At 75.8% G+C, this 19,966-nt stretch carries 23 protein-coding genes; 6 read left to right on the forward strand and 17 right to left on the reverse strand.

What is annotated here, in order from left to right; all coding sequences use genetic code 11:
• Positions 1–125 precede the first annotated feature (125 nt).
• The gene (locus tag IHE55_RS26455) at positions 126–263 is read left to right on the forward strand and encodes a winged helix DNA-binding protein (protein ID WP_197991324.1); all 138 of its coding nucleotides are present in this window, start codon (positions 126–128) and stop codon (positions 261–263) included.
• Positions 264–614: 351 nt separating this feature from the next.
• Here IHE55_RS26455 and IHE55_RS26460 read toward each other — a convergent pair whose 3' ends face one another.
• Positions 615–968, reverse strand: a complete 354-nt coding sequence (locus IHE55_RS26460; protein WP_197991325.1) for a putative quinol monooxygenase — start codon at positions 966–968, stop codon at positions 615–617.
• A 57-nt stretch (positions 969–1,025) separates the two neighbouring features.
• Between IHE55_RS26460 and IHE55_RS26465 the strand changes: the two genes are divergently transcribed.
• Positions 1,026–1,331 (forward strand): ArsR/SmtB family transcription factor, encoded by a 306-nt coding sequence (locus tag IHE55_RS26465; protein ID WP_197991326.1) that lies wholly within the window; start codon positions 1,026–1,028, stop codon positions 1,329–1,331.
• Between the two features lie 137 nt (positions 1,332–1,468).
• On the opposite strand, the gene IHE55_RS26470 is transcribed toward IHE55_RS26465, so the two are convergent.
• The 12 genes from IHE55_RS26470 to IHE55_RS26525 form a co-directional block, all read right to left on the reverse strand.
• A complete protein-coding gene (locus IHE55_RS26470; protein ID WP_197991327.1) occupies positions 1,469–2,680 on the reverse strand; it encodes a serine hydrolase domain-containing protein in 1,212 nt (403 codons plus the stop codon).
• Between the two features lie 399 nt (positions 2,681–3,079).
• Positions 3,080–3,994: a TIGR04222 domain-containing membrane protein gene (locus tag IHE55_RS26475; RefSeq protein ID WP_197991328.1), complete on the reverse strand. Its 915-nt coding sequence runs from the start codon at positions 3,992–3,994 to the stop codon at positions 3,080–3,082.
• Positions 3,995–4,196: 202 nt separating this feature from the next.
• Positions 4,197–4,565 carry a gas vesicle protein K gene (locus tag IHE55_RS26480; protein ID WP_197991329.1) on the reverse strand — a complete coding sequence of 123 codons (369 nt, stop codon included), beginning with the start codon at positions 4,563–4,565 and terminating at the stop codon, positions 4,197–4,199.
• A gap of 295 nt (positions 4,566–4,860) precedes the next feature.
• The gene (locus IHE55_RS26485) at positions 4,861–5,106 is read right to left on the reverse strand and encodes a gas vesicle protein (protein ID WP_197991330.1); all 246 of its coding nucleotides are present in this window, start codon (positions 5,104–5,106) and stop codon (positions 4,861–4,863) included.
• Positions 5,103–5,969 (reverse strand): GvpL/GvpF family gas vesicle protein, encoded by an 867-nt coding sequence (locus IHE55_RS26490; RefSeq protein ID WP_197991331.1) that lies wholly within the window; start codon positions 5,967–5,969, stop codon positions 5,103–5,105. Before IHE55_RS26490 ends, IHE55_RS26485 begins: the two co-directional genes overlap by 4 nt.
• The gene (locus IHE55_RS26495) at positions 5,966–6,433 is read right to left on the reverse strand and encodes a gas vesicle protein (protein ID WP_197991332.1); all 468 of its coding nucleotides are present in this window, start codon (positions 6,431–6,433) and stop codon (positions 5,966–5,968) included. Before IHE55_RS26495 ends, IHE55_RS26490 begins: the two co-directional genes overlap by 4 nt.
• A gap of 31 nt (positions 6,434–6,464) precedes the next feature.
• The gene (locus tag IHE55_RS26500) at positions 6,465–7,655 is read right to left on the reverse strand and encodes an SRPBCC family protein (protein WP_197991333.1); all 1,191 of its coding nucleotides are present in this window, start codon (positions 7,653–7,655) and stop codon (positions 6,465–6,467) included.
• Positions 7,648–8,286, reverse strand: coding sequence for an ABC transporter substrate-binding protein (locus IHE55_RS26505; protein ID WP_197991334.1), 639 nt, complete (start codon positions 8,284–8,286; stop codon positions 7,648–7,650). Before IHE55_RS26505 ends, IHE55_RS26500 begins: the two co-directional genes overlap by 8 nt.
• The gene (locus IHE55_RS26510) at positions 8,283–8,516 is read right to left on the reverse strand and encodes a gas vesicle protein GvpG (RefSeq protein WP_197991335.1); all 234 of its coding nucleotides are present in this window, start codon (positions 8,514–8,516) and stop codon (positions 8,283–8,285) included. Before IHE55_RS26510 ends, IHE55_RS26505 begins: the two co-directional genes overlap by 4 nt.
• Positions 8,517–8,548: 32 nt before the next feature.
• Positions 8,549–9,262 (reverse strand): GvpL/GvpF family gas vesicle protein, encoded by a 714-nt coding sequence (locus tag IHE55_RS26515; protein ID WP_197991336.1) that lies wholly within the window; start codon positions 9,260–9,262, stop codon positions 8,549–8,551.
• A 4-nt stretch (positions 9,263–9,266) separates the two neighbouring features.
• A complete protein-coding gene (gene gvpJ, locus IHE55_RS26520; protein ID WP_372442783.1) occupies positions 9,267–9,716 on the reverse strand; it encodes a gas vesicle protein GvpJ in 450 nt (149 codons plus the stop codon).
• 38 nt (positions 9,717–9,754) lie between these two features.
• Positions 9,755–10,081, reverse strand: a complete 327-nt coding sequence (locus IHE55_RS26525; protein WP_197992265.1) for a gas vesicle protein GvpO — start codon at positions 10,079–10,081, stop codon at positions 9,755–9,757.
• Between the two features lie 723 nt (positions 10,082–10,804).
• Between IHE55_RS26525 and IHE55_RS26530 the strand changes: the two genes are divergently transcribed.
• The 3 genes from IHE55_RS26530 to IHE55_RS26540 all read left to right on the forward strand — a co-directional run bounded on the left by IHE55_RS26530 (position 10,805) and on the right by IHE55_RS26540 (position 13,613).
• Entirely contained in the window at positions 10,805–11,755 is a 951-nt protein-coding gene (locus IHE55_RS26530; RefSeq protein ID WP_197991338.1) for an ATP-grasp domain-containing protein, read from the forward strand.
• Positions 11,752–12,591, forward strand: coding sequence for an ATP-grasp domain-containing protein (locus IHE55_RS26535; protein ID WP_197991339.1), 840 nt, complete (start codon positions 11,752–11,754; stop codon positions 12,589–12,591). Before IHE55_RS26530 ends, IHE55_RS26535 begins: the two co-directional genes overlap by 4 nt.
• A gap of 302 nt (positions 12,592–12,893) precedes the next feature.
• On the forward strand, positions 12,894–13,613 hold the full coding sequence (locus IHE55_RS26540) for a polysaccharide deacetylase family protein (RefSeq protein ID WP_197991340.1): 720 nt from the start codon (positions 12,894–12,896) through the stop codon (positions 13,611–13,613).
• 49 nt (positions 13,614–13,662) lie between these two features.
• Here IHE55_RS26540 and IHE55_RS26545 read toward each other — a convergent pair whose 3' ends face one another.
• Both IHE55_RS26545 and IHE55_RS26550 read right to left on the reverse strand, forming a co-directional pair.
• Positions 13,663–14,082 carry an ATP-binding protein gene (locus tag IHE55_RS26545; protein ID WP_197991341.1) on the reverse strand — a complete coding sequence of 140 codons (420 nt, stop codon included), beginning with the start codon at positions 14,080–14,082 and terminating at the stop codon, positions 13,663–13,665.
• Positions 14,083–14,135: 53 nt separating this feature from the next.
• A complete protein-coding gene (locus IHE55_RS26550; RefSeq protein WP_197991342.1) occupies positions 14,136–14,870 on the reverse strand; it encodes a hypothetical protein in 735 nt (244 codons plus the stop codon).
• 663 nt (positions 14,871–15,533) lie between these two features.
• Here IHE55_RS26550 and IHE55_RS26555 point away from each other — a divergent pair.
• Entirely contained in the window at positions 15,534–17,156 is a 1,623-nt protein-coding gene (locus IHE55_RS26555; RefSeq protein WP_197991343.1) for an FAD-dependent monooxygenase, read from the forward strand.
• Positions 17,157–17,457: 301 nt separating this feature from the next.
• On the opposite strand, the gene IHE55_RS26560 is transcribed toward IHE55_RS26555, so the two are convergent.
• On the reverse strand, positions 17,458–18,255 hold the full coding sequence (locus IHE55_RS26560) for a uracil-DNA glycosylase (RefSeq protein WP_372442731.1): 798 nt from the start codon (positions 18,253–18,255) through the stop codon (positions 17,458–17,460).
• A gap of 403 nt (positions 18,256–18,658) precedes the next feature.
• The gene (locus IHE55_RS26565) at positions 18,659–19,747 is read right to left on the reverse strand and encodes a hypothetical protein (RefSeq protein WP_197991345.1); all 1,089 of its coding nucleotides are present in this window, start codon (positions 19,745–19,747) and stop codon (positions 18,659–18,661) included.
• Positions 19,748–19,966: the final 219 nt, after the last annotated feature.

A 19,966-nucleotide genomic window follows, 5' to 3' on the forward strand; every position in this document is an offset into this window, starting at 1 on the left:
CGCTACCTGTACCTTCGCGGCCGCCGGCCGGCGGCCGCCATGGCCGTGGCTGCCCCCGGCGCCGCGCGGGTATCCGGTCCTGGCGCAGGCGGTGACGCCCGCGCCGGACCGGGGGGCGTCGGGCCTTGGAGCGCATCGACGAGGCGGTGTGTGCGGCGGAACGCGAGCTCTTCGGCGGCCTCACCGCGGAGGAGCAGACCCTGTTGCGGGACCTGCTCGACCGGGTGGTGGTGGATCCGTCCTCCCACCAGTGCGAGGAGTAGCAGGCCACTCGCGCCGGGTGTCCGGAGGCTCGCTCTCGTTTCGAGGGGGTGCCGGGCGGGGGTGCACGCCGTCCGGCTGTGCGTGCCACCGAGGGCCCCTGAGTGAGCTGATGCCGCCTGTCCCGGGCGGGCTGCGCGGCAGCGAGGAGACGGCGCGCCCCTGAGGTCACCCGGTCATCCAGTCCGGGCCGGGGCCGGGGGCTGCCCGGCCCCGGTCGGGTGGGGGACGTGGTCAGGGCCGGCGGGCTCCCGGCCGCGAAGGTCGCGGCCCGCTTCCGTCGGGCGGTCCGCTCGGGGTGACCGGACGCGGCGTCGAACCGGACGGCGAACGGGCCGAGGGGCAGGCCACGCCTACGCGTGCGGCTCCGGGGGCCGGGGCGTCGCGTCGGCGGTGAGGGGGGTCAGCCAGTGGATCTCCAGGTCCTCGCGCAGATAGTCCATGCGCGTCTCCTGGAACCGGACGAGGTCGGGCCGGGCGAGGTGGTTGCGCAGGTCGTCCGCCGAGCGCCACAGCTCGTAGAAGACCAGCGTGGTGGGGTCGGCGGTGTCGCGGTGCACCTGGTACTGCAGGGCACCGGGTTCGGCACGGGTCGGTGCGACGAACGAAAGGAGCAGCCGTTCGAGCTCCTCGGCCCGTTCGGGGCGGGGGCGGGCGAACCCGTAGATGCCGACGGGGCCACTTCCCTCAGGTATGGAGATTTTCATACCTGGGAGCCTAGGCAGGCCGCGAGGTACGATGCAAGTCGTACCTGGAGGAGACGTATGGACCTCGGAAAAGTGTTCGCCGCGCTCGCGGACGACTCCCGGCGGCGGGTGATCGCCGAACTCGCGGCCGACCCCGAGGACCGGGAGCGCGCCTGCGGGTCGTTCGACCTGCCGGTGAAGAAGGCCACGCGTACCTACCACTTCCGCGTCCTGCGGGAGGCGGGACTGGTCGTGCAGCGCGACCACGGCAACGGAAGCACGCTGAGGCTGCGCAGGGAGGAGATCGACAAGCACTGCCCCGGCCTGCTGCGGCTCCTGACGGCCGAACTCGGCCGGCCGGATGCGGACGGGACCGCGCCCTGACCCGGGCATGAGCCCGGGCGCCGGAGGCGAGCCTCACGCCGGCCGTACCGGCCACGAGCGGGGGCGGCGGCACCGCGAACGCCGGCCCTCCCCTCCGCGAGGCGGGGATCGTCGCGCGACGCCTGCCGGTGTCGGGCCTACGGGCGGGGCGGATGGAGCACGTCGGTGATGACGCGGTCGGCGGCGCGCAGTTGGGCGAGCGTCTCGGGCAGGCTGCCGTCGAGCGCGAGGTTCATGGAGACCACCGCGCTTCGCCGGCCGTCTTCGGTGGCGCCGGCCATGACGATGGATCCCGAGTCGCCGCCGTCGTGTCCCCAGTACCGGCGTCCGTCGGGCAGCGGCCGGGAGACCAGACCGAGGCCGTAGCGGCCGTCGGGCCAGAACCTCTCGACGTCGGGGCCGACCGGGCGGGTGGTCTTCATCTCGGCCAGCTCGGCCGGGCGCAGGAGACGGCCGCCGAGGAGCGCCCGGAAGAAGACGTCGAGGTCGCGCGTCGTGGAGACGATGCCTCCGGCCGGGTAGGCGGGGATCTGGGAGGTGACGTCGACGAGTTCGCCGTCGAACCGCTGGTACTGCTCGGCGTGCGGCAGCCGGATCTCCGGTGACGACCCGGGCCAGTAGGTGTGCCGCATGCCCAGCGGCCGGAAGATGCGGCGATCGAACTCGCGGTCCCACGGTCGGCCGGTGATGCGCTCGATGAGCAGTTCGGCGATCATGTAGCCGGTGTTGGAGTAGGCCCAGCCTTCGCCGGGAGGGAAGAGCTGGGGCAGCGCGACTCCGCGCGACACCAAGTCCTCCGTGTCGTGACGCTGGTGCCGCATCGCCAGGTACTCCGCTTCGGAGTTCCACGTCGGGATGGCGTCCCGGAGACCCGAGGTGTGCTGGAGCAGCTGGCGGATCGTGATCGGACGGCCGGCCACGATCCCCGGCATCCACCGCTCGACGCGGTCGTCGAGTCCGAGGCGTCCCTCGCCGACGAGTTGCAGCACCACCGTCGCGGTGAAGGCCTTGGAGGTGCTGGCGATCCGGAACGCCCCGTCGTGCGGGATCGGGCGTGCGGTGTCCACGTCGGCGACGCCGACGCGCACGGCGCAGGTGGTGTGAGGTGTGGTCGCCCTGGCCTGGACGGCGGGGACGCCCAGGGCCGCGAGGGCTTCGGCGTTGCGGCGCAGCCGAGGGTGGTCGGGTACGTCGGGGGTGCCGGTGACGTGCTGCGCTCCCGCGCCGTCGACGTGCGGCGAGCAGGGCGGCGTCGTGCCCGCGCCCACGGCGGGGGGCGCGACGGCCAGGGCGGCTGTGGTGGCGCCGAGCGCCAGGACCAGCGGGACGGTGTGCAGGACCTTTCGCATAGGGGGAAGGTAGGCGCCGGCACGGGGGACGCCGATACCGCACGCCGGAGGTTGTCGGGTACAGCCTGCTGTAGTGCCGCTGCCGTGCCCGGGCCGCCGGCCCGGTGCGGAGCGAGCGTGCGGCGTCCGCCGGCCGCCCGCCCCGGCGGTCCGGCGGTGTGCCGGTCCCGCGGACCGCGTCCGGCCGTCTACACGAGCGGGGGATCCCGGCAGCAGCGCGCCACGCTCGCGCGCTCCGGCCTGCCGGAGTTCTTCGAAGCCGTCCTGATCCCGGGCCGAGTGCGGTGTGGCCGGGCCATGTCGCCCGCACCGCCGGGGTCCGTGACGGGCGGGGATTTCCGCAGTCGGGCCGGGCGGCCGGGGGCCGGGAGCCGTGGCGGCCGGTGACGGCCCCGGCGGTCACAGCCCGCCGCCGCACCCTCCGCATCCCGCGCAGCCGGCGCACCCCGGGCTGCCCAGACCGGGCGGGTCCGATATCTGGTGCGAGGAGTTCGAGCCGCCCGCGGAACCGCCGGACGAGCGGGTGGGGGGACGGCCCCGCAGCGCCTGGCTCAGCCCCCACTCCGGTGGCATCCGGGACGACCCGTGGCAGGCCACCTGGGTCAGCAGCGCGGCGTCCGCCGCGTCCGGAGCCGGGCCCGGCTCGGGCCGCGGCGCCAGCTCCTCGTCACGCAAGCGGTTGTACACCACCGTGCCGATGGGCGTGCGGGTCTCGTACGGCGTCACCCGGGTGCAGGCCGTGGCGAAGCCGCAGGCCACCGCCGCCACGGCGAACGCGACCAGCGGAGGCAGGGGATCACCGTCACGCACCAGTTCGGCGAGGACGACCGCGGCTCCCGCCGCGCAGAACAGGAAGAGCACCGAGAGCTGCGCAGCGGCGGCGCGGTGGGCCACCCGGTGTCGTCCCGGGTGGAACAGCAGTCCGGAGCGGACGAGCCGATCGGCGATCCGGCCGACCGCGGGCGCCGCGGCCGCCCGGTCCCGCAGGGCGCGCGCGTCCTGGTCGGCGGCGTCCGGGTCCCGCAGGGCGAGGAGCTGCGCCTGGACGGGGTCCTCCGGCGGCGGGGCGGTGGCCAGGGCCACCTGGTAGGTGTCGGGCACGGTCAGGCGGCCGGACAGGTACAGCGCCGTCAGCGCCGTCTCGGCGACCCTCGCCGGCCCCCCGGTCAGATGCGCCGCCTCGTACACGGTGGGCGCGCCGTCCGGCGGAAGCGGATCCACCGCCGCGGCGTGCAGCGCCCGGTACATCCGGACCCGGTGGACGGTGGCGGCGCCCGCCACCAGACAGGAGATGACGAACACAAGGCCCCACACAAGTCCCCCCGAACGAAAGGCGCGTCGCCGACCACTGTGGACCCGCGGGGCGGCCGCGGCAATGCCACGGCGGCCCGGCTCCGGCCGGCCCGCGGGCCCACCGACGGGAAGACCCCCGACGGCGGGGCGCGGACGGCCGTCGTGGCCGGCCGCACCGGAGCGGTACCGCCGGCGGGCGTGGCGGGCGCGGCAGGCCATCCGGTCAGGGCGGCAGCAGCGGGCCCAGCGGCCCCAGGTCGAGGTTGAGATCGTCCATGGTGAGGCCGTAGCGGTCGCACAGCTCGGTCATCCGGTCGTGCAGGATCATCAGCGTGCGGCCGAGCCGCTCCTCCTGCTCCTCGCTGAGACCCCCCTCATCCACCCGGCGCAGGGCCTGTCGCTCCATCAGCTGACGGAGCAGCTCCACGATGGTGAGGACCAGCCGGACGAGATCGCGTTCGACGGTGTCCGGATCGGTGTGCAGACGGCGGGCCGCCTCCGTGCCGGGCCGCTCCGGTGCGGGGGGCACCTCGTCGGGCCGGGCGGGCAGCAGCGACAGCGCGTGCGCCGCCGCCCGGGCCACCTCGCGCATCCGGTCCACGTCCTCGTCCGGCGGGCGGTCACCGTCCCGGGGCCCTGGGGCCCTCCGTGGCCGGCGGTTCTCCGGTTCCGGACGCCCGCGCGCCGGCGGGGTGCCGGTCCCGGCTCCAGGTGCGCCCCGGTTCCGGTGGGCCTCCGGTGTCCGGTCGGCGTCCGGCGGCCGGCCGGTGGCCCGCCGTTCCGGCTCCGGCTGTCCCGACTCGGGGGGTTCCGACCCGGGTGGTGCCGGCTGCCGCGGTTCCGTGTCCCGCCGGTCGGTCGCCGGGGGCCGGCCGGGACCGGCGCGGTCACCAGGGTTCGTCATGGCCGCCGTCCTCCGTCGGTGAGCCGGGCGGCAGCAGCGCCCACTGCTCCTCGGCCTGCTCCCGGACTGCGACGATCACGGCCCGCAGCGAGATCCGGACCAGGTCGATGTCGGCGATCGAGAGCATCAGGTCACCGGTGAGCACCACTCCGCCGCTCAGCAGCCGGTCCAGCAGGTCGATCAGCGCCACCTGCCGGTCGGCCAGGGGGCGGTCCTGGTACTCGCTCAACGCTGCCGCACCCCCTGCTGCGCCGTGGGCGGCGTGGCGAAGGAGTACGGGGCCCACGGCCCGGTGACGTCCACCCGCACCCCGGGCAGGCCGTCGGTGGCCTGCCGGACCCGCTGCCGGAACTCGTCCACGGCACCGCGGGGGACGAGATAGGCGTCGTTGGCGACGTTCTCGCCGCCGCCCTCCGCCGTTCCCCCCTGCTGGACGCGGTGGCGGGCCCGCTGCGGGGCCAGGTCGCGGACGTGTGCCTCGATCCGCCGGACGGCCTCCTCCGCGGCCGCCCAGGACTCCTCGCGCGACCGGCGCTGGTGCCGGCGGCGGCGCAGATACGCGCGCCCGGCGCCCGGCGCGTCCGCGGCTCCCGCGGCACCGTTCCCGGCGGCCTCGTTCCCCGTGGCGCCGGCGCCGCCCGGTCCGGAGCCGCCCGGCCCGGCGGCGCCGGTGTCCGGTGGGGGCGGTTCCGCGTACACCTTCACGCCCCACTCCTCGTGGTCCGCGAGCCGGTCCAGCAGGGCCGCGAAGGTCTCCGCGCGTTCGGTGAGCATGCCGGCGACCCGGGTGCGGTCGAGGTAGACCGTCGCCAGCCGCAGCGGCAGGACCGTGGTGTGCGCGGCGAGCGCCTCCACCACCGCGTGGTGGGCCCGGGCGGTCACCTCCAGCCAGTCCAGGTCCTCCAGCCGGCGACGCAGCCCCACCTCGGAGAACTCCTCGGCCGGGACCTCCCCGACGGCCGCGGCGAGGTCACCGGAGCGCACCAGGCCGACCGGTCCTCCCGCCACCCCCGGCATCCCGGCCAGGGCCTCCGCCTCCAGCGTCGCGGAGGGGCGCACCACCGCGTAGGCGTAGGTCAGGCTCCCGCTCATGACGCCCCGTCCCGGTCATCCCCTTCGTCGGGCCGGCGCTTCCGGCGCCGCGGCGCGGCCTCGCCCTCCCGCTCCGGGGCGGCGCGGCGGCGGGGGGCGGTACCGCGGGGGAGCTCGCCCGGCCTCTCCACGGCGCGCCTGCGCAACTCCCTGACCTCGGCGCGCAGCTGCTGGTTCTGCTCCTCCAGGGCGCCCCTGCCGTCGGCGCGGGAGGACAGCGCCGGATCGTGCTCCCACCAGTCGATGCCGATCTCCTTGGCCTTGTCCACGGAGGCGACCAGCAGCCGCAGTTTGATGGTGAGCAGCTCGATGTCCAGGAGGTTGATCTTGATGTCGCCGACGATGACGATGCCCTTGTCGAGGACGCGCTCAAGGATGTCGGCGAGGTTCGCGCTGGACGACCCCTGACCGTAGGGGTAGAGGGTCCCGCCCGTCGCGGGGCCGGTGGGCTCTGGCTGGGTCACGGCGTCTTCGCCCTCGCTTCCTGGAGCGGTGTCAGCGCCCGGTGCCACCGCGGTGCGTACGCCCCCCGCCGGGCGGGTGCTCGTCGGGGCCCGGTGCGACGGGCTCGTCCTCGTCGTAGCCGTCGTCGGCGTCCCGCGCCTCGTCCTCGTCCTCCCACGTGTCGTCGTCCGCGTCGTACGGGCGGTCCCCGGCGGGTTCCCGGCGGTCGTCCTCGTCCTCCTCGAAGCCGTCGTCCTCGTCCGCGCCGTCCCCCTCGTGCTCTTCGCCCTCCTCGTCCTCGTGGTCCTCCTCGTAGTCCCCGGCGTCCCGGTCGTCCCCGGCGTCCTCGTCACGGTCGTCCCGGTCGTCCGGCTCCCCGTCGTCCTCGTCCCCGTCGTCCTCGCCGTCGGACGGCGGCTCCTCCTCGTCCGGCCCGCGGACCACCTCGCCGTCGCGGATCTCCCCGCGCCAGCCGCCGGTCGCCTCGCCCTGCATCATCACGAAGGCGCGGTACAGCTTCAGGTCGAGCCGGGCGCGGCGGCCCTGGGCCCGCCACAGACCGCCGGTCTTCTCCACCAGGCCCTTGGGGAAGTACTCCAGGACCAGCAGCACCTTGGTCAGGTTCTCGCCGAGCGGGTGGAAGGTCACCACGCCTCTGGTGGTGCCCTTGGCGCCCTCGGTCGTCCAGGCGATCCGCCGGTCGGGCAGCTGCTCGGTGATGTTCCCCTGCCACTGGCGGTTCGACTTGGCGATCTTCACCTGCCACTGGGTGGTGGTGTCGTCCTCCTGATCGACATCGACCACGCCCTTCGCGAAGCGGGAGAACTCCTGGAACTGCGTCCACTGGTTGTACGCCTCGCGTACCGGCACCCCCACGTCGATGTCCTCGATGATGGCCAGGCTCTTGCCCCCGGGGGCCGGGCCCTTCCCGGGGTGCTTGCCCAGACCGGTGATGTCCTTGGCCTTGTCCACCAGCGCTCCCTTGGCGTGCGAGGCCGCCGCGCCCAGCAGCGCCGCGCGCGGCGATCGCAGGCCGGACGCCGGACCGCCGCCGGGACCGCCGGGCGTCAGCTGCCCCTGACCCAGCCGGCCGGCGGCGTCGCCGAGCCGCTGCCCCAGGTCCGTCACCGCGAGCCGGGCGCGTTCCTGGACGTAGGACTGGGCTTCCTCGATCAGCCGGTTCACGCCCGGATTCGCCCGTGCCTGCTCGCGCATCCTGCCGAGCGTTCCGCCCTCAGCCATCGTCGGGCCTCCTCGTCGCGGACGCCTCCGCCGCCGCCCGGCGGGGACGTGCGGTGCCGCTCCGCTCCCGGCCGGGTGCGGAGCCGCCGGTCCGGCGCCGGGGGCTTCCCGCCCGCGCCTCCTGCTCCCGGTTCCGCCGGGGGCTCCCGCCCCGGTCCTCGCCCCGGTTCTCCTGCCGGTCCTCGTCCTCGTTCTCGTCCCGGCCCCCGCCCCGGTCCTTCTCGTCCCGGTCCTTCTCGTCGCGGTGTTCGTCGCGGTGCTCGTCCCGTGCGGTGTCCGCACCGTCCCGCTCGTCCGCCCCGCCGGACGCGTCGTCCGCCGGTTCGCCGCCGTCCCCCGGGGCCTTCTCCCGCAGCCCGGCCGTGCGCTCGTGGAGCGTGTCCGCGAGACGGTCGGCCTTGGCGGTCAGCAGGGAGCCGGCTGCCGTCCGGCCGGCGCTCAGCAGCTCGGTGCGGACCTGCTCGCCGAGTTCGCCGACGAAGGGGGAGTCCGCCAGGGCCCTGCCGAGCTGCCCGGGTCTGACCCGGGCACCGGCCATGGCCATGCCGAGGCCCAGGGCCATCTTCGCCTTCTTCTTCCGGCCCAGCAGGTAGGCGCCGAGGACAGCGGTGCCGATCTTGGCGTTGTTCATCGTCTCGTCTTCCTCTCCAGCTGCCGCAGCAGCTCCGCCTCCCGGCGGTCGAACTCCTCCTGTCCGATCTCCCCGCGGGACCGGGTCTCCTCCAGGTTCCGCAGCTCCTCCAGGACCGGGGCGGGGTCGTAGAACTCGTTCTCCGCGGTCTGGACGACCTTGTCGAGCACCCAGCCGATGCCGCGGACGGGCGCCAGCGGCAGGGTCACGAGCTGGGTCAGCAGTCCCATCGGGTGCCTCCTCGTGTGCCGGTCCGGCCGGGTCAGATGAAGCTGTAGGGCGGCAGCGGCCCGCGCAGCCGCACCTCCACCGCGTCGCCGAACCGTTCGTCGAGTGCGCGCCCGGCCCCGGTGAACTCCTCCACCCGCTCGACGTCCACCAGGAAGGACGCGTTCACCGCGTACTGCTGGGAGGGCGGCGCGAGCCGTTCGCCCAGTGCCAGCGGCCGCAGGGCCGAGAGCACCTCGCCGGCGACGGCCTCCTGGCCGGCCTGCACCTGCTGGGCGACGAGCTGCCCGAGCGCCAGCCGGTCCTCGTAAGCGCCACCGCCGTCGCGGGTGGCCTCGTTGAGCCGGCGCGCCTCGGGGGACCGGTCGAGGACCTCGCGCAGCAGCGCGCCCTCGTCCTGCACCGCCTTCACGTTGAACTCCACCCGGCCGGTCAGTTCCTCCAGCGCCCGGGTGAACTGCTCGCCGCGGTCCCGGAGGACGGCGTGCACCGCCTCCTCGTCCGCCGCGACGAACCCGAAGCTGAGCGGCAGCACCGTGCCGTCCTCCCACAGCCGCTGCTGCACGTCGTGATGGGCCTGGAGGTCCCGGCGCCCCACCGTCAGGCCCTCCGGGGAGTCGCTCACCACCGCGCACAGCGCATCACCACGGACGGCGCGCAGCGGTGCCTGCCCCTCGCCGACCCCGGTCAGCCCGTCCAGGCGCAGCGGGTGTGACGCCCTGGTGATCGCGTACACGTAGAGCGGCATGGCGTCACTCCTCCCGCCTCTCCCGGGACGACCGGCGTTCGGCGCGCTCGTGTCCGCGCTCGGCGCGCCGTTCGCTCCGGTCGCCGCGCTCGTCCCGGCCGCCGCCCTGGAGTGAGTCGGTGAACGCCTCGACGGCGCCCGTCAGCGCCCCTTTGCTCTTGCCCCTGGCACCGCCCTCGGCGCCCTTCTCCACGATGTCCGACAGCTGGGCCGGGGCCTTGCGGCCGCTCTCCAGGTCCAGCCGGTTGCACGCCTCGGCGAAGCGGAGGTACGTGTCCACGCTGGCCACCACGACGCGTGCGTCCACCTTGACCAGTTCGATGCCCACCAGGGACACCCGGGCGAACACGTCGATGACCAGCCCTCGGTCGAGGACCAGTTCCAGTACGTCGTACAGGTTGCCCGACCCGCCGGCCGGCGCGGGTACCGCACCACCGGCGCCCTGCGGAGTGATCGTCACGTCTCTTCCCTTCCGGCGAAGGGGCGGGCCACCTAGCGGTCGTCCCTGTCGATCTGCGAGCGGGAGTACCGGCGGCCGCGTTCGTACGCCAGCAGCAGGCCCTCGGGATCCAGGACCACCCGATAGCTCGCCATCACGCTGGTCGTCTCCGGGATGCGCTCCAGCTCCACGACCTCCACCTCGGCCTCCCAGCCCTGCTCGGTCGGCTTCAGGGAGGAGACGGACTCGGGCGCCTTCCCCAGCAGCTCGGTCAGCTGCCGGGCCGCGCTGCGCATCGCCTCCGTCGCCGACACCCGCTGCGGGGCGGGGGAGGGACGTTCGGAGGACCGCGCCTTGTCCGGCTCACCGTTGCTCGTGATCTTCACCTTCTCAGCGTCGTCGTCACCATCATCCCTCAGCGGTTGTCCCACATGGAACCCTTTGTCGGAATTGTTCTGATGTCAATCAGCAACGGCGCGGGCCGGCCGGTCCCGGCCCGGCGGGTCCCGGCCGGGCGGGTCCCGGCGGGTCGAGGTCCGGCGCGGTCCCGGCGGGGTTCGGCCCCGGCCTCCGCGGCGGGGGCCGGCCGGGGAGGCGGTGGACCGCCGCCCCGGGTCCCGGCGGGTCCCGGTCCTCTCAACCGGCCCCGGCCCCGGCCCCGGCCCGGCGTCCGACCCTGGCCCGGCGTCCGACCCCGGCGCCGGCGTCCGGGCCGGTAGGGCTCGGGCGGCCTGCCGGGCGGCACCGGCCGCGGGCGAGGTCACGGCGGCCGGCGCCCGGGCCCTCGCCCCGGCGGGCGGGGCGTGCTCGGCCGGACGCCGCCAACCGGGCACGCGGTCGCACCGGGGCCGGGCCGTCCGACCCGCCCCCGCCCTCTCCGGAACCCCGGCACCGGAACCCGGCACCCGAACCCGGCATCGGGCCTGCACCGGGAATCCGGCACCGGCACCGGCGCCCAGCACCCAGCACCCGGCACCCGCCACCCGGTACCGGGATCAGGCACCCGGGACCCGAAGATCATTGCCGGCGGGCCCATGACATCCTGTGACGATGCAGCGCGCCGGAGGCGATCGGCGGGTGTCCGGAGGTTACGAGGTAGGACGATGAGGCTCTGCTTCCTGGTGGAGGAGCACTACCGCCATGACGGCATGCCGATCGAGGTGATCCGTCAGCTCACCTCGTGGGGACACCGGGTGGATGTGCTCCGGCCGGGCGGGTCGCTGCTGCGGATGACCGAGGCGGTACGGGCCGGCAGCCACGACGCCTGGGTGCTCAAGACGGTCTCCGGAGGCCCGGGGCTGACTCTGCTGGAAGCCGCCGCCTCGGCCGGGATGACCACGGTCAACGACGCCAGGTCCATACGTGGCGTGCGCGACAAGGCGCTGGCGGCGGCGATCGGCCGCAGCCGCGGACTCCCGCTGCCGCCGACGTACGCGGCGGCACGGCCCGAACTGCTGGCACAGATCCCCGAGACGGAGTACCCGCTGGTGGTCAAGCCCGCCGACGGCAGCTCCGGGCGGGCGGTCCGGCTGGTGGCGTCGCCGGACCAGCTCACCGGGATGCTGCCGGCGCTCGCCCGGGAGGGCATGCTGATCGCCCAGCCGTACGTGGCCAACTCGGGCATCGACGTCAAGGTCTACTGCGTCGGCGGCGAGTTCTACGCGACCGAACGGCGCTCCCCGCTCCACCCGGACCTCCCGGTCAGGGAGCGCCGGGTGGAGCTGTCCGCCGAACTGGCCGCGATCGTCGCGCGGGTCGGGGCGGTCTACAACCTCGACCTGTACGGGGTGGACGTCCTGCTGGGCCCGGACGGGCCGGTGGTCGTGGACGTCAACGACTTCCCCAGCTTCCGCCAGGTCCCCGACGCGGCCGCCCGGGTGGCCCGAGCGGTGCTCGCCCTGGCCCGTACCGGCGGCCGGACCGCCACGGCTGCCCCGCCCGGCCGGCCGGAGCAGCACCGCGCCGCCGGTAAACCCCTGCCGGCACCGCGCCCTCACCCCCCGCGGGTACCGGCCCCGGCACAGGCGCCCGCCGTGGCGGGGGAGGGCGTATGAGGGTCGGTCTGATCACGGCCGAACCCGGCCATCCGCTGCTGGCGGCGGCCACCTCGCTGCTGCGCGCCGCGGGGCACCGGGTGGAGGCGGTGGACCCGTGGGCGGCCCGGGACGCGACCGCGGAACCGGCCGATGTGTACCTGCTGAAGTCACGGACCCCGGACGCGCTGGCCCTCGCCCGCGCACTGGAGCGGCTCGGCGCCCCCGTGGTGAACTCCGCCGCGGCGACCGCACGGTGCCAGGACCGCACGGCGATGGCCGAACGCGCCGCGGCGGCCGGCCTGCCCTTCGCGGCCACCCGCACCTTCGCCACCCTGTCCGGCCTCGCCCGGGACTCCCGGACGGCCGGGCCGGTGGTGGTCAAGAGCCGGCACAGCCGGCGGCACGACCTGGTGGCCCGGGCCGACGACGGGGCCCGGCTGCGGGAGCTGGCCGCCGCGTGGCCCGAGGAACCCGTGGTGGTCCAGGACTTCGCGCCCAACGACGGCTGGGACCACAAACTGTGGGCGATCGGGGACCGCGTCTTCGCCGCCCTGCGCCGCTCGGAGCTGTCGCCCGGGGGGCGGGGCCCCACCCGGCCGCTCGACCCGGAGAGCCTGCTCCCCGGCCGGACCGCCCTGGTGCGCCGGGTCGGAGAGGTCTTCGCGCTGGACGTCTACGGCGTGGACATCGTGGAGACCACCGGCGGCACCCCGCTGATCGTGGACATCAACGCCTTCCCCGGAGTGCGGGGACAGCGCGACGCGCCGGCGGCCCTGGTGGACCTGACCCTGCGGGCCGCGGCCCGCAGGCTGTGCCGTCCGGGGAGGTCGGGGGCGGGCGGTACGGCGCCGTGAACCGTCCGGCGCGGAACGAGAGTCCGCCCGGCCGCTGCTGCCCGTGTCGGCGCGCGCGGCCCCGTTCCGCGGCAGAGACCGGCCGGGCGCCACAACCGGGCAGGGGAAACGACTGACAGCTCCCGACGCCGGCCGCCCGGTGGTGAGGAGCTCGCTTCCGTGAGGCGCCCGGCAGCGGGGGAGCGGCCGGGGCGGTCGGGTGCGGGGTGTCCGCCCCACGGGTGGGCGGCGTCCGCCGGCACAGCGGAAATCCAGCCCCGCTCCGGGCGGGCGGGGTACTTTGCTTCGCAAAAAGGTGAAGCATGAGGCGATCCGTATGCGCCGCCGGGGCCGGGGCCGTCGCGTTCCTGGTCGGCACTTCCGTGGTACTGGCACCGGCGGCTTCCTCGTACCCGTCCACCTACTCCCGGCAGCGCTGCGGCAACACCACCAGCCAGCGTGTGATGATCACGTTCGACGACTGGAACGACGCCGACCCGCACCTCGCCACCCGCACCGGCGATCACCTGAGGTCGAAGGGCATCCGGGCCGCCTATTTCCTCAACGGCAAGGACGCGGCCCGCCACCCCGACATCGTGCGCACCCTGCGCGACCAGGGTCACTACGTCGGAAACCACGGCACCAACCACCGGAACCTCACCGGACTGACCGACGCCCAGGTGCGCGCCGAAATCGCCGGCGGGGTGAAGTCCAACGTGCTGCGCCCGCCGCACGGCGCCTGGGACGACCGGGTCCGGGACATCGCGGCCGGTATGGGCTACCGCATCTGCACCTGGACGGTCTCCACCCGCGACTGGGAGCGGGTGAACGGCAGCCTCCGGTCGACCACCTCGATCCGCGGGTACTGGAAGTCGGCGCCCCCGGCCGCGAAGGCGGGCGGCAACATCCTCGGGCACCTGTGGACGAACTACCCCAAGGCCGTGGCCGGGCTCATCGCGGACGTGCACGCGGAAGGGCGGCTGTTCTGCCGTAACCGCGGACCGGTGCCCGCCGGCTGGCCCACGGTCCCGGCCTGCACCTGACCGGCGGGACGGCCCGGCGGCCGGCGTCGCCGGGCCGGGCGCGCCGGTGTCAGCCGTCGCCCTCCGTGGCGGGCGGGCGGAAGCAGGCGATGACGGTCTTGCCGTCGGAGCACGGGCGCGCCTGCCAGCTGTCGGCCATGGCATCGACCAGGAGCATGCCCCGTCCGCCGGTGCGTTCGGCGCTCGGCGGGCGGGGCGTGGGCAGCTCGGTGGAGTCGTCGTGCACGGCCACGTGCAGGCAGCGGGTGTCCCAGGTCATCACCAGCTGGGCGTTGCTGTGCGCGTGTACGTGGGCGTTGGTGACCAGCTCGGAGACGGTCAGCAGCACGGCGTCCACCGTCTCCGGGGCGCTCGCGGTCCAGCCGAGCGTGTCCAGGTGCCGCCGTGCCCAGTCGCGTGCCGCCTTCACCTCGCTGTTCATCGGCAGGGAGCGCGCCCAGCCCACCGCCTGTACCGAATGTCCACTCATGGTGTCCCTCCCGTTCCGGTTCCGCTCCACCCCCGCCTACCCCCCGCCGGCGGTTACAACGGCGCGCCCCAGGCGGTCGTCAGCCCTTCCAGCCAGGCGGGCGGCAGTTCGGCGGTGTCCCACTCCCGCCGCAGCGCCGCCGGCGCCGCGGCCAGCCGTTCCAGTACCGCGATGCTGGTGGGGGAGTGGATGAGGGAGTAGCGGCCGTGGATGGCGATGGTGCTGCCGGGCCCGTACTCGGCGTACAGACGCTCCAGGCGCGCCCGGTTGGCCCCGGCGAAGTCCGCCAGCCGTCCCGCGTAGCCGGCCCGCTGCTGGTTGTCCATGGTGCCGAGCACGGCGGCGAGCACCTGCTCGGACACCTCCGGATCGAGGTCGGAGACGGTGGTGAACGACAGGTAGAGGGGCAGGACCGCCACCTGTGCCCGCTCCACCTGCATCTTCCGGACCGGCGGGCGGCCCCCCGGGGAGGCCGCCGACGGATCGGTGGTGACGGCGTGCCGTAGCGACCGCGAGGCGAGGACGCCGAGCTGTCCGGCGGCGGCGCGGGTGCCGTCCCGCCACCCGGCCTCGTACCGGGCGTCCTGCCCGGCCGGTGCGCTCCGTCCCGCCCCGCCGGTGATCTCCTGGTGGGCGAGGGCGAGCGCACCGGCCTCGACCAGCCCGATCAGCTCCTCCGCGTCGCCGGAGTAGACCCCCGCCCGGGCGAGGAGCCGCAGAAGCGTCTCCTTGGCGTTGCGGACGCTGACCGCGTCCAGCTCCTGCGGTTCTTCTTCGGCGGCGTCCATGGGGTCCTCCTCATCGCGTGGGACGTGCGGGGTGCGGCGCGCGCACGGGAACACTCCGTTCGAGGGTTCCAACGTCCGGTGATCGCCGTTCAGCTCCCTGCGGGAATGATCCACGGACAAGATCCCTGATCCCTGACCCGCGCGGGGTCCGGAACCACGGACCCGTACCGGAACCGGGCCTGCCGGGACGCCCCGCCAGGGTCCGCCGGGGCCCGTAACCGGGGCCTGCCGGGGGGTCCTCGCCGGGCTGCTGCGGGCCCCCGCCGGGCTCGCCCGGAAGCGCCCATGGCCTGTCGCGGGGCTCCCACGCGGATCGCCCGGACCCCGCCCCGGCCGGTCGGGGCCCGGCCGGGGGCCGGCGGCGTCATCCCGGCGCAGGCGTACCGTAACCGGGCCGGCCGACCCGGCCGACCCGGCGGACCGCGCGGCCCCGGCAGACCCGGCGGCCCCGCCAACGGGCCGGACGGCCTCCTCCGACATACCGGCGGCCCGGGTCCGGGAGACGCGGAACCCCGGCCCCGCGGGCGCCCTGCCCACCCGGCCCGGGGACGGTTGCGACCGGGCACCGGGTGCGGAAGATTGGGAGCTGCCGGAGCCCCCGGACGAAACGGCCGCCGGCCGACGGACGCCCCGACCGGTCCGAGGCGAGCGGAGGAGCACACCGTGCCCGCAGCAGACGCCGAGGTGGCGGTACTGATCGTCGGTGGCGGCCCGGTCGGGCTCACCGCCCGGGCGCTGCTGGAGCGCTGGGGTGTGCCGGCGCTGCTGGTCGAGAAGCACGACGGGCTGTCGCCGTTCCCCCGGGCCCGGCTGGTGAATGTGCGGTCCATGGAGATCTACCGGGGCCTCGGCCTCGCCGACCGGATCTTCGCCGGCGCGTTCCCCCCGGAGTACGGCCGGGTCCGCTTCCGGGACACCCTCCTCGACCAGGACTTCGCCACCGCGGCGATGGTCGGCGTGAACGCGCCGATCCCCGAGAGCCCGACGATCGGCGTGGTCACCTCGCAGGACCGGCTGGAACCCATTCTGCTCGCCGCGGCGCGGGCCCCGGTCCGGTTCGGGGCCGAACTCGTCGAGCTGACCGAGGAGGACGAGGGCGTGACCGCCGTGGTCCTGGACCGCCGGCGGGGCGGGCGGACGCGGGTCCGTGCCCGCTACGTCATCGCCGCCGACGGCGCGAACTCCACCGTCCGGCGGCTGCTGGGCATCGGCACCACCGGCCCCGGGGCGATGGGCCGCTTCACCAGCATCGTGTTCGACGCCGACCTCGACCCCTGGTGCGCCGGCCGGCCCGCCGGCGTCTACTTCACCGCGCACGGCATCTTCACCCCGCTCTACCCCGAGGGCGGCTGGGCCCGGTCCCTGCCCACCCCCGAGGACCCGGCACACGCCGACTGGTCCGCCCTCGTCTCCCGCGCCCTCGGCTCCCGGGCCGAGGTCGAGGTGGAGGTGGTGCGGGTACAGCACTGGGTGATGAGCGCGTTCGTGGCCGAATGCCTCCGCCACGGCCGGACCCTGCTGACCGGGGACGCCGCGCACGCCGTCCCCGTCATCGGCGGTCTGGGCATGAACGCCGGCATCGCCGATGTGCACAACCTCTGCTGGAAGCTCGCGGGCGTCCTCCAGGGGTGGGCCGGGCCGGGCCTGGTGGAGACCTACGAGCCCGAACGGCACCCCGTCGCCCTCCGGACCCTCCGCCAGGCGGTGGCCAACACCCGGCTCATGCTCGATGTGCAGGAGCGGTACGAGGCCCGGCGGCGGAGCGGTGAGCCGGAGCCGACCGACATGGAACTTCCCTGGTCGGAGCGGTACTTCGCGCAACTCGGACTGCTCCTGGGCGTGTGCTACCGCTCCGGCGCGGTCCTCACCGGCGACGGCGCCGCACCCGAGCCGCCCGACCCGGGCACCGACTACGTGCCCACCACCGAGCCGGGTCACCGGATGCCCCACCTCTGGCTCGGCCCCGGCCGCTCCACGCTCGACGCCTTCGGCGAATGGTTCACCCTGCTCACCCCGGAGCCGGCCCGGGAACCGCCCCCGGACCCCGGGCGCCCGGGTCCGGGCTCCGCGCGCCCGGAACAACCGGCCGTCCCACCCTGGCCGCTCCGCACCGAGCCCCTGCCCGGCCGCTCCACCGGACCGTACGACCCGGGCCCCCGGGAAACGCTGCTGGTCCGGCCGGACGGCCACGTCGCGGCCCGGTGGCACGACGGCGTCCCCCACGTCTCCGCCGTCCGCGACGCCCTCGCCGCCCTGACCGCCCACCCGCCCGAACCGTCCCGGTAGCCGGTGGGCCGGCGTCCCGCCCGCCCCTGACCCGGCGACGACCGGCCGGGACGCGGGGGGCGGCCCCGCACGGCGGGCCGCCGGGACGGGTACGGGCGGTGGAACGGTCACCGCCACGGGCGGCGGACGGGCGCTGTGCGGGGGCGTGCCCGGCGGCACCGCGGAACCGAACCCCCCGCGCCCCGTGCGGCCCGGCGCTCGGCGTACCTCGCGTGCCGCACCCCGGGCGAACCCCCATCCCGCAGGCCCTGGGGCCCGGTGCCCCGTACCCCCTACCCCGTCGCCGGGAGCCGGGAGCCGGTCAGGTCCGCGGTTCCAGGCCCGCGTCCGCCGCCGCGCGGCCCAGGACGTCCCGGAGCATCGCGGGGGTCAGCCTGCCGGTGAAGATGTTGCGCCGGCTGGGGTGGTAGCAGCCGAAGAGCCGCACCGGACGGTCGCCCAGCGGGTCCTCGACCGGGACCTCGACGCCGTGGCCGAAGGCGGGCCGGGGCCGGGGCAGCCGCCATCCGGCGCGGCCGAGGACCGGCAGCGTCGCCTGCCAGCCGAAGGCGCCGAGCACCACGATCGTCCGCAGGGTCGGCCGCAGCAGCTCCAGTTCGCGGGCGAGCCACGGCCGGCAGGTGTCCCGCTCCCCCGTGGTGGGCCGGTTGTCGGGCGGCGCGCAGTGCACCGGCATCGTGATCCGCACCCCGCGCAGCGCCAGTCCGTCGCCGGGGTGCTCGGCCACGGGCCGGGAGGCGAGGCCCAGGGAGTGCAGCGCGGCGTACAGCACGTCGCCGGAGGGGTCGCCGGTGAAGGCGCGTCCCGTCCGGTTGCCGCCGTGGGCCGCCGGGGCGAGTCCCACCACGGCCAGCGTGGCGTCCGGTGGCCCGAAACCGGTCACCGGACGGCCCCAGTACGTCCAGTCCCGGAACGCCGCCCGCTTGGTCCGTGCCACCTCCTCGCGCCAGGCGACCAGGCGCGGACAGGCCCGGCACGCGGGCACCACCGCGTCCAGCTCCGCCAGGCTGCCGGCCGCCGCGGCACGGGCGGCGGGGAACCCGGGATCGTCGGGCGAGGGGCGCAGGGGTCCGGGACCACCGCCCGGCGACCCTGGCACGGGTCCGGGGTCGCCCGGCACAGGCGGGGTGGCTCTGAGGCCGTCCGGCGGGGGGCGGTGTGGGTCGGGCCCGCCCGGCGGGCCGGGCGGGGCGCCGCGCCGAGCGGCGGAATCGTCGGCGGCCAATCCGTGTCCTCCCTTCGCGGTTCGCGGGACCGCGGGCCCGGTGGGGACTTCGGCACCGCGGCTCGCCATCGCGGCCGGTCCGGGCCGGCCTGCGGACCCTCCGCGGGGCCCCGGCTGACGTACCGGCCGGTCACGGGTCGGCCACTGTACCCGGAACGCCCGCGCCGGCCCTCTCCCCGCCCGGCCGGCGGCGCCCACCGGGACCCCCGGATGCCGGTCCGGCCGGCGACGGCGCCCCCGGCGCCCCCACCCACCCCGGACGCCGCCGTGCCGCCGATCAGGAATCCGGCTCGGCGGGCAGCCCGTCGTCCAGGACGATGCGGATGGTCTCGCCCTGCCCGGAGACCTCGGCGAGCTGGGCCCCGATGCGGTGGTACGCCGCCGTCGCGAGCGCCCATTCGGCCTCCAGCGGGGCGACGCCGGAGCGGGTCTTCCACAACTCGATCAGCAGGGCGATGAGGGAGCGCCCGGACAACACGGTCCGCACGCGCCCCCCTTCGAGCTCCGCCACCGCCGGCGGGGTGCGGAAGTGGCCGTGCGCGACGGCCAGGACGGTCAGCCACTCCCAGGTGTCGCGGTGCGCGACGAGTTCGGCGGAGGCGACGCCGGCGGCCTTCAGCAGCAGCACGCCGTGCGTGACCCGCGCGTCCTCCGGCGGGCCCGCCACGGTCGCCGGGGACGCGGCCGGCGAACCGGGCGCCGGAGCCTCCCCGTGGTGATAGGCGGCCTCGATCGCCCTCCGCAGGGCGAGTTCGCTCTCCTCGTCCGCCGCCTCGCCGCCCGGTCCGGAGTTCTCCATGCTCTCCCTCTGCTGGTCGGTACCGGGGCCGGTGCGCCGGTACGGTGGGGCGGCCGTGCGGGGTACGGGCCCGTGACCGGCCGGATCCCCGCCGTCCGCGGGCTCTTCGGGACAGGCGCCCGTCGGTGGTTCCTCCGGGGTGCCGGTACCGCCGGGGACACCGGGGTCGGGTCCCGGCCGTCCGCCGGCGCCGGTGGCGGCCTCGGCGCGGGGCTCCCGCGATCCGTCACCGTGGTCCGGGGCATCGGCCCCGGGCGGGCGGTCCGCGGCGTCGGTGCCGGGCGGGCCGGTGTCCCGCGGACCGCCGGCGGACTGCCGCAGCCGCCGCAGCTCGCCCCGGATCCCGTCAAGTGCCTCGACCGCCAGGTCCTGGTGCCGGAAGGCACCGCGGCCGTCCTGCCCCAGCTCGGCGACGCCGGCCCGGATCGCCTCCTCGATCGCCCGGTGGCTCCGGACGATCTTGTCTGCCAGGTCGCACAACTCCCTGTGGTGGTCGAGAACGGACACCCGCTCGCGGAGCCCGTTCGGTTCCGTCCGCATGCCGTCGAACGCCTGTTTTCGCCACACGTGATCCCCTGGTTACTCTGTGCTGCCGACCGCTCGTACCTCCCCCACCGGAACCCGGATGACGCGGCGGTTTCCAGCCGTCCTCCAGCCGGGACCCCGCCGGTCCCGGCCGGTCCGCCGCCCCCCTGACGTCGCCCCCCTGCCGCCGACCCCCCGCCGCCGACCCTCCGGCCGCCGGCCGGGAGCCGGTACGTGCGGACACCCGGCGGTGCCTCGACC

Origin of the sequence: Streptomyces pactum, assembly GCF_016031615.1 — a bacterium.
In the GTDB taxonomy this organism is placed as follows: Bacteria; Actinomycetota; Actinomycetes; order Streptomycetales; family Streptomycetaceae; genus Streptomyces; species Streptomyces pactus.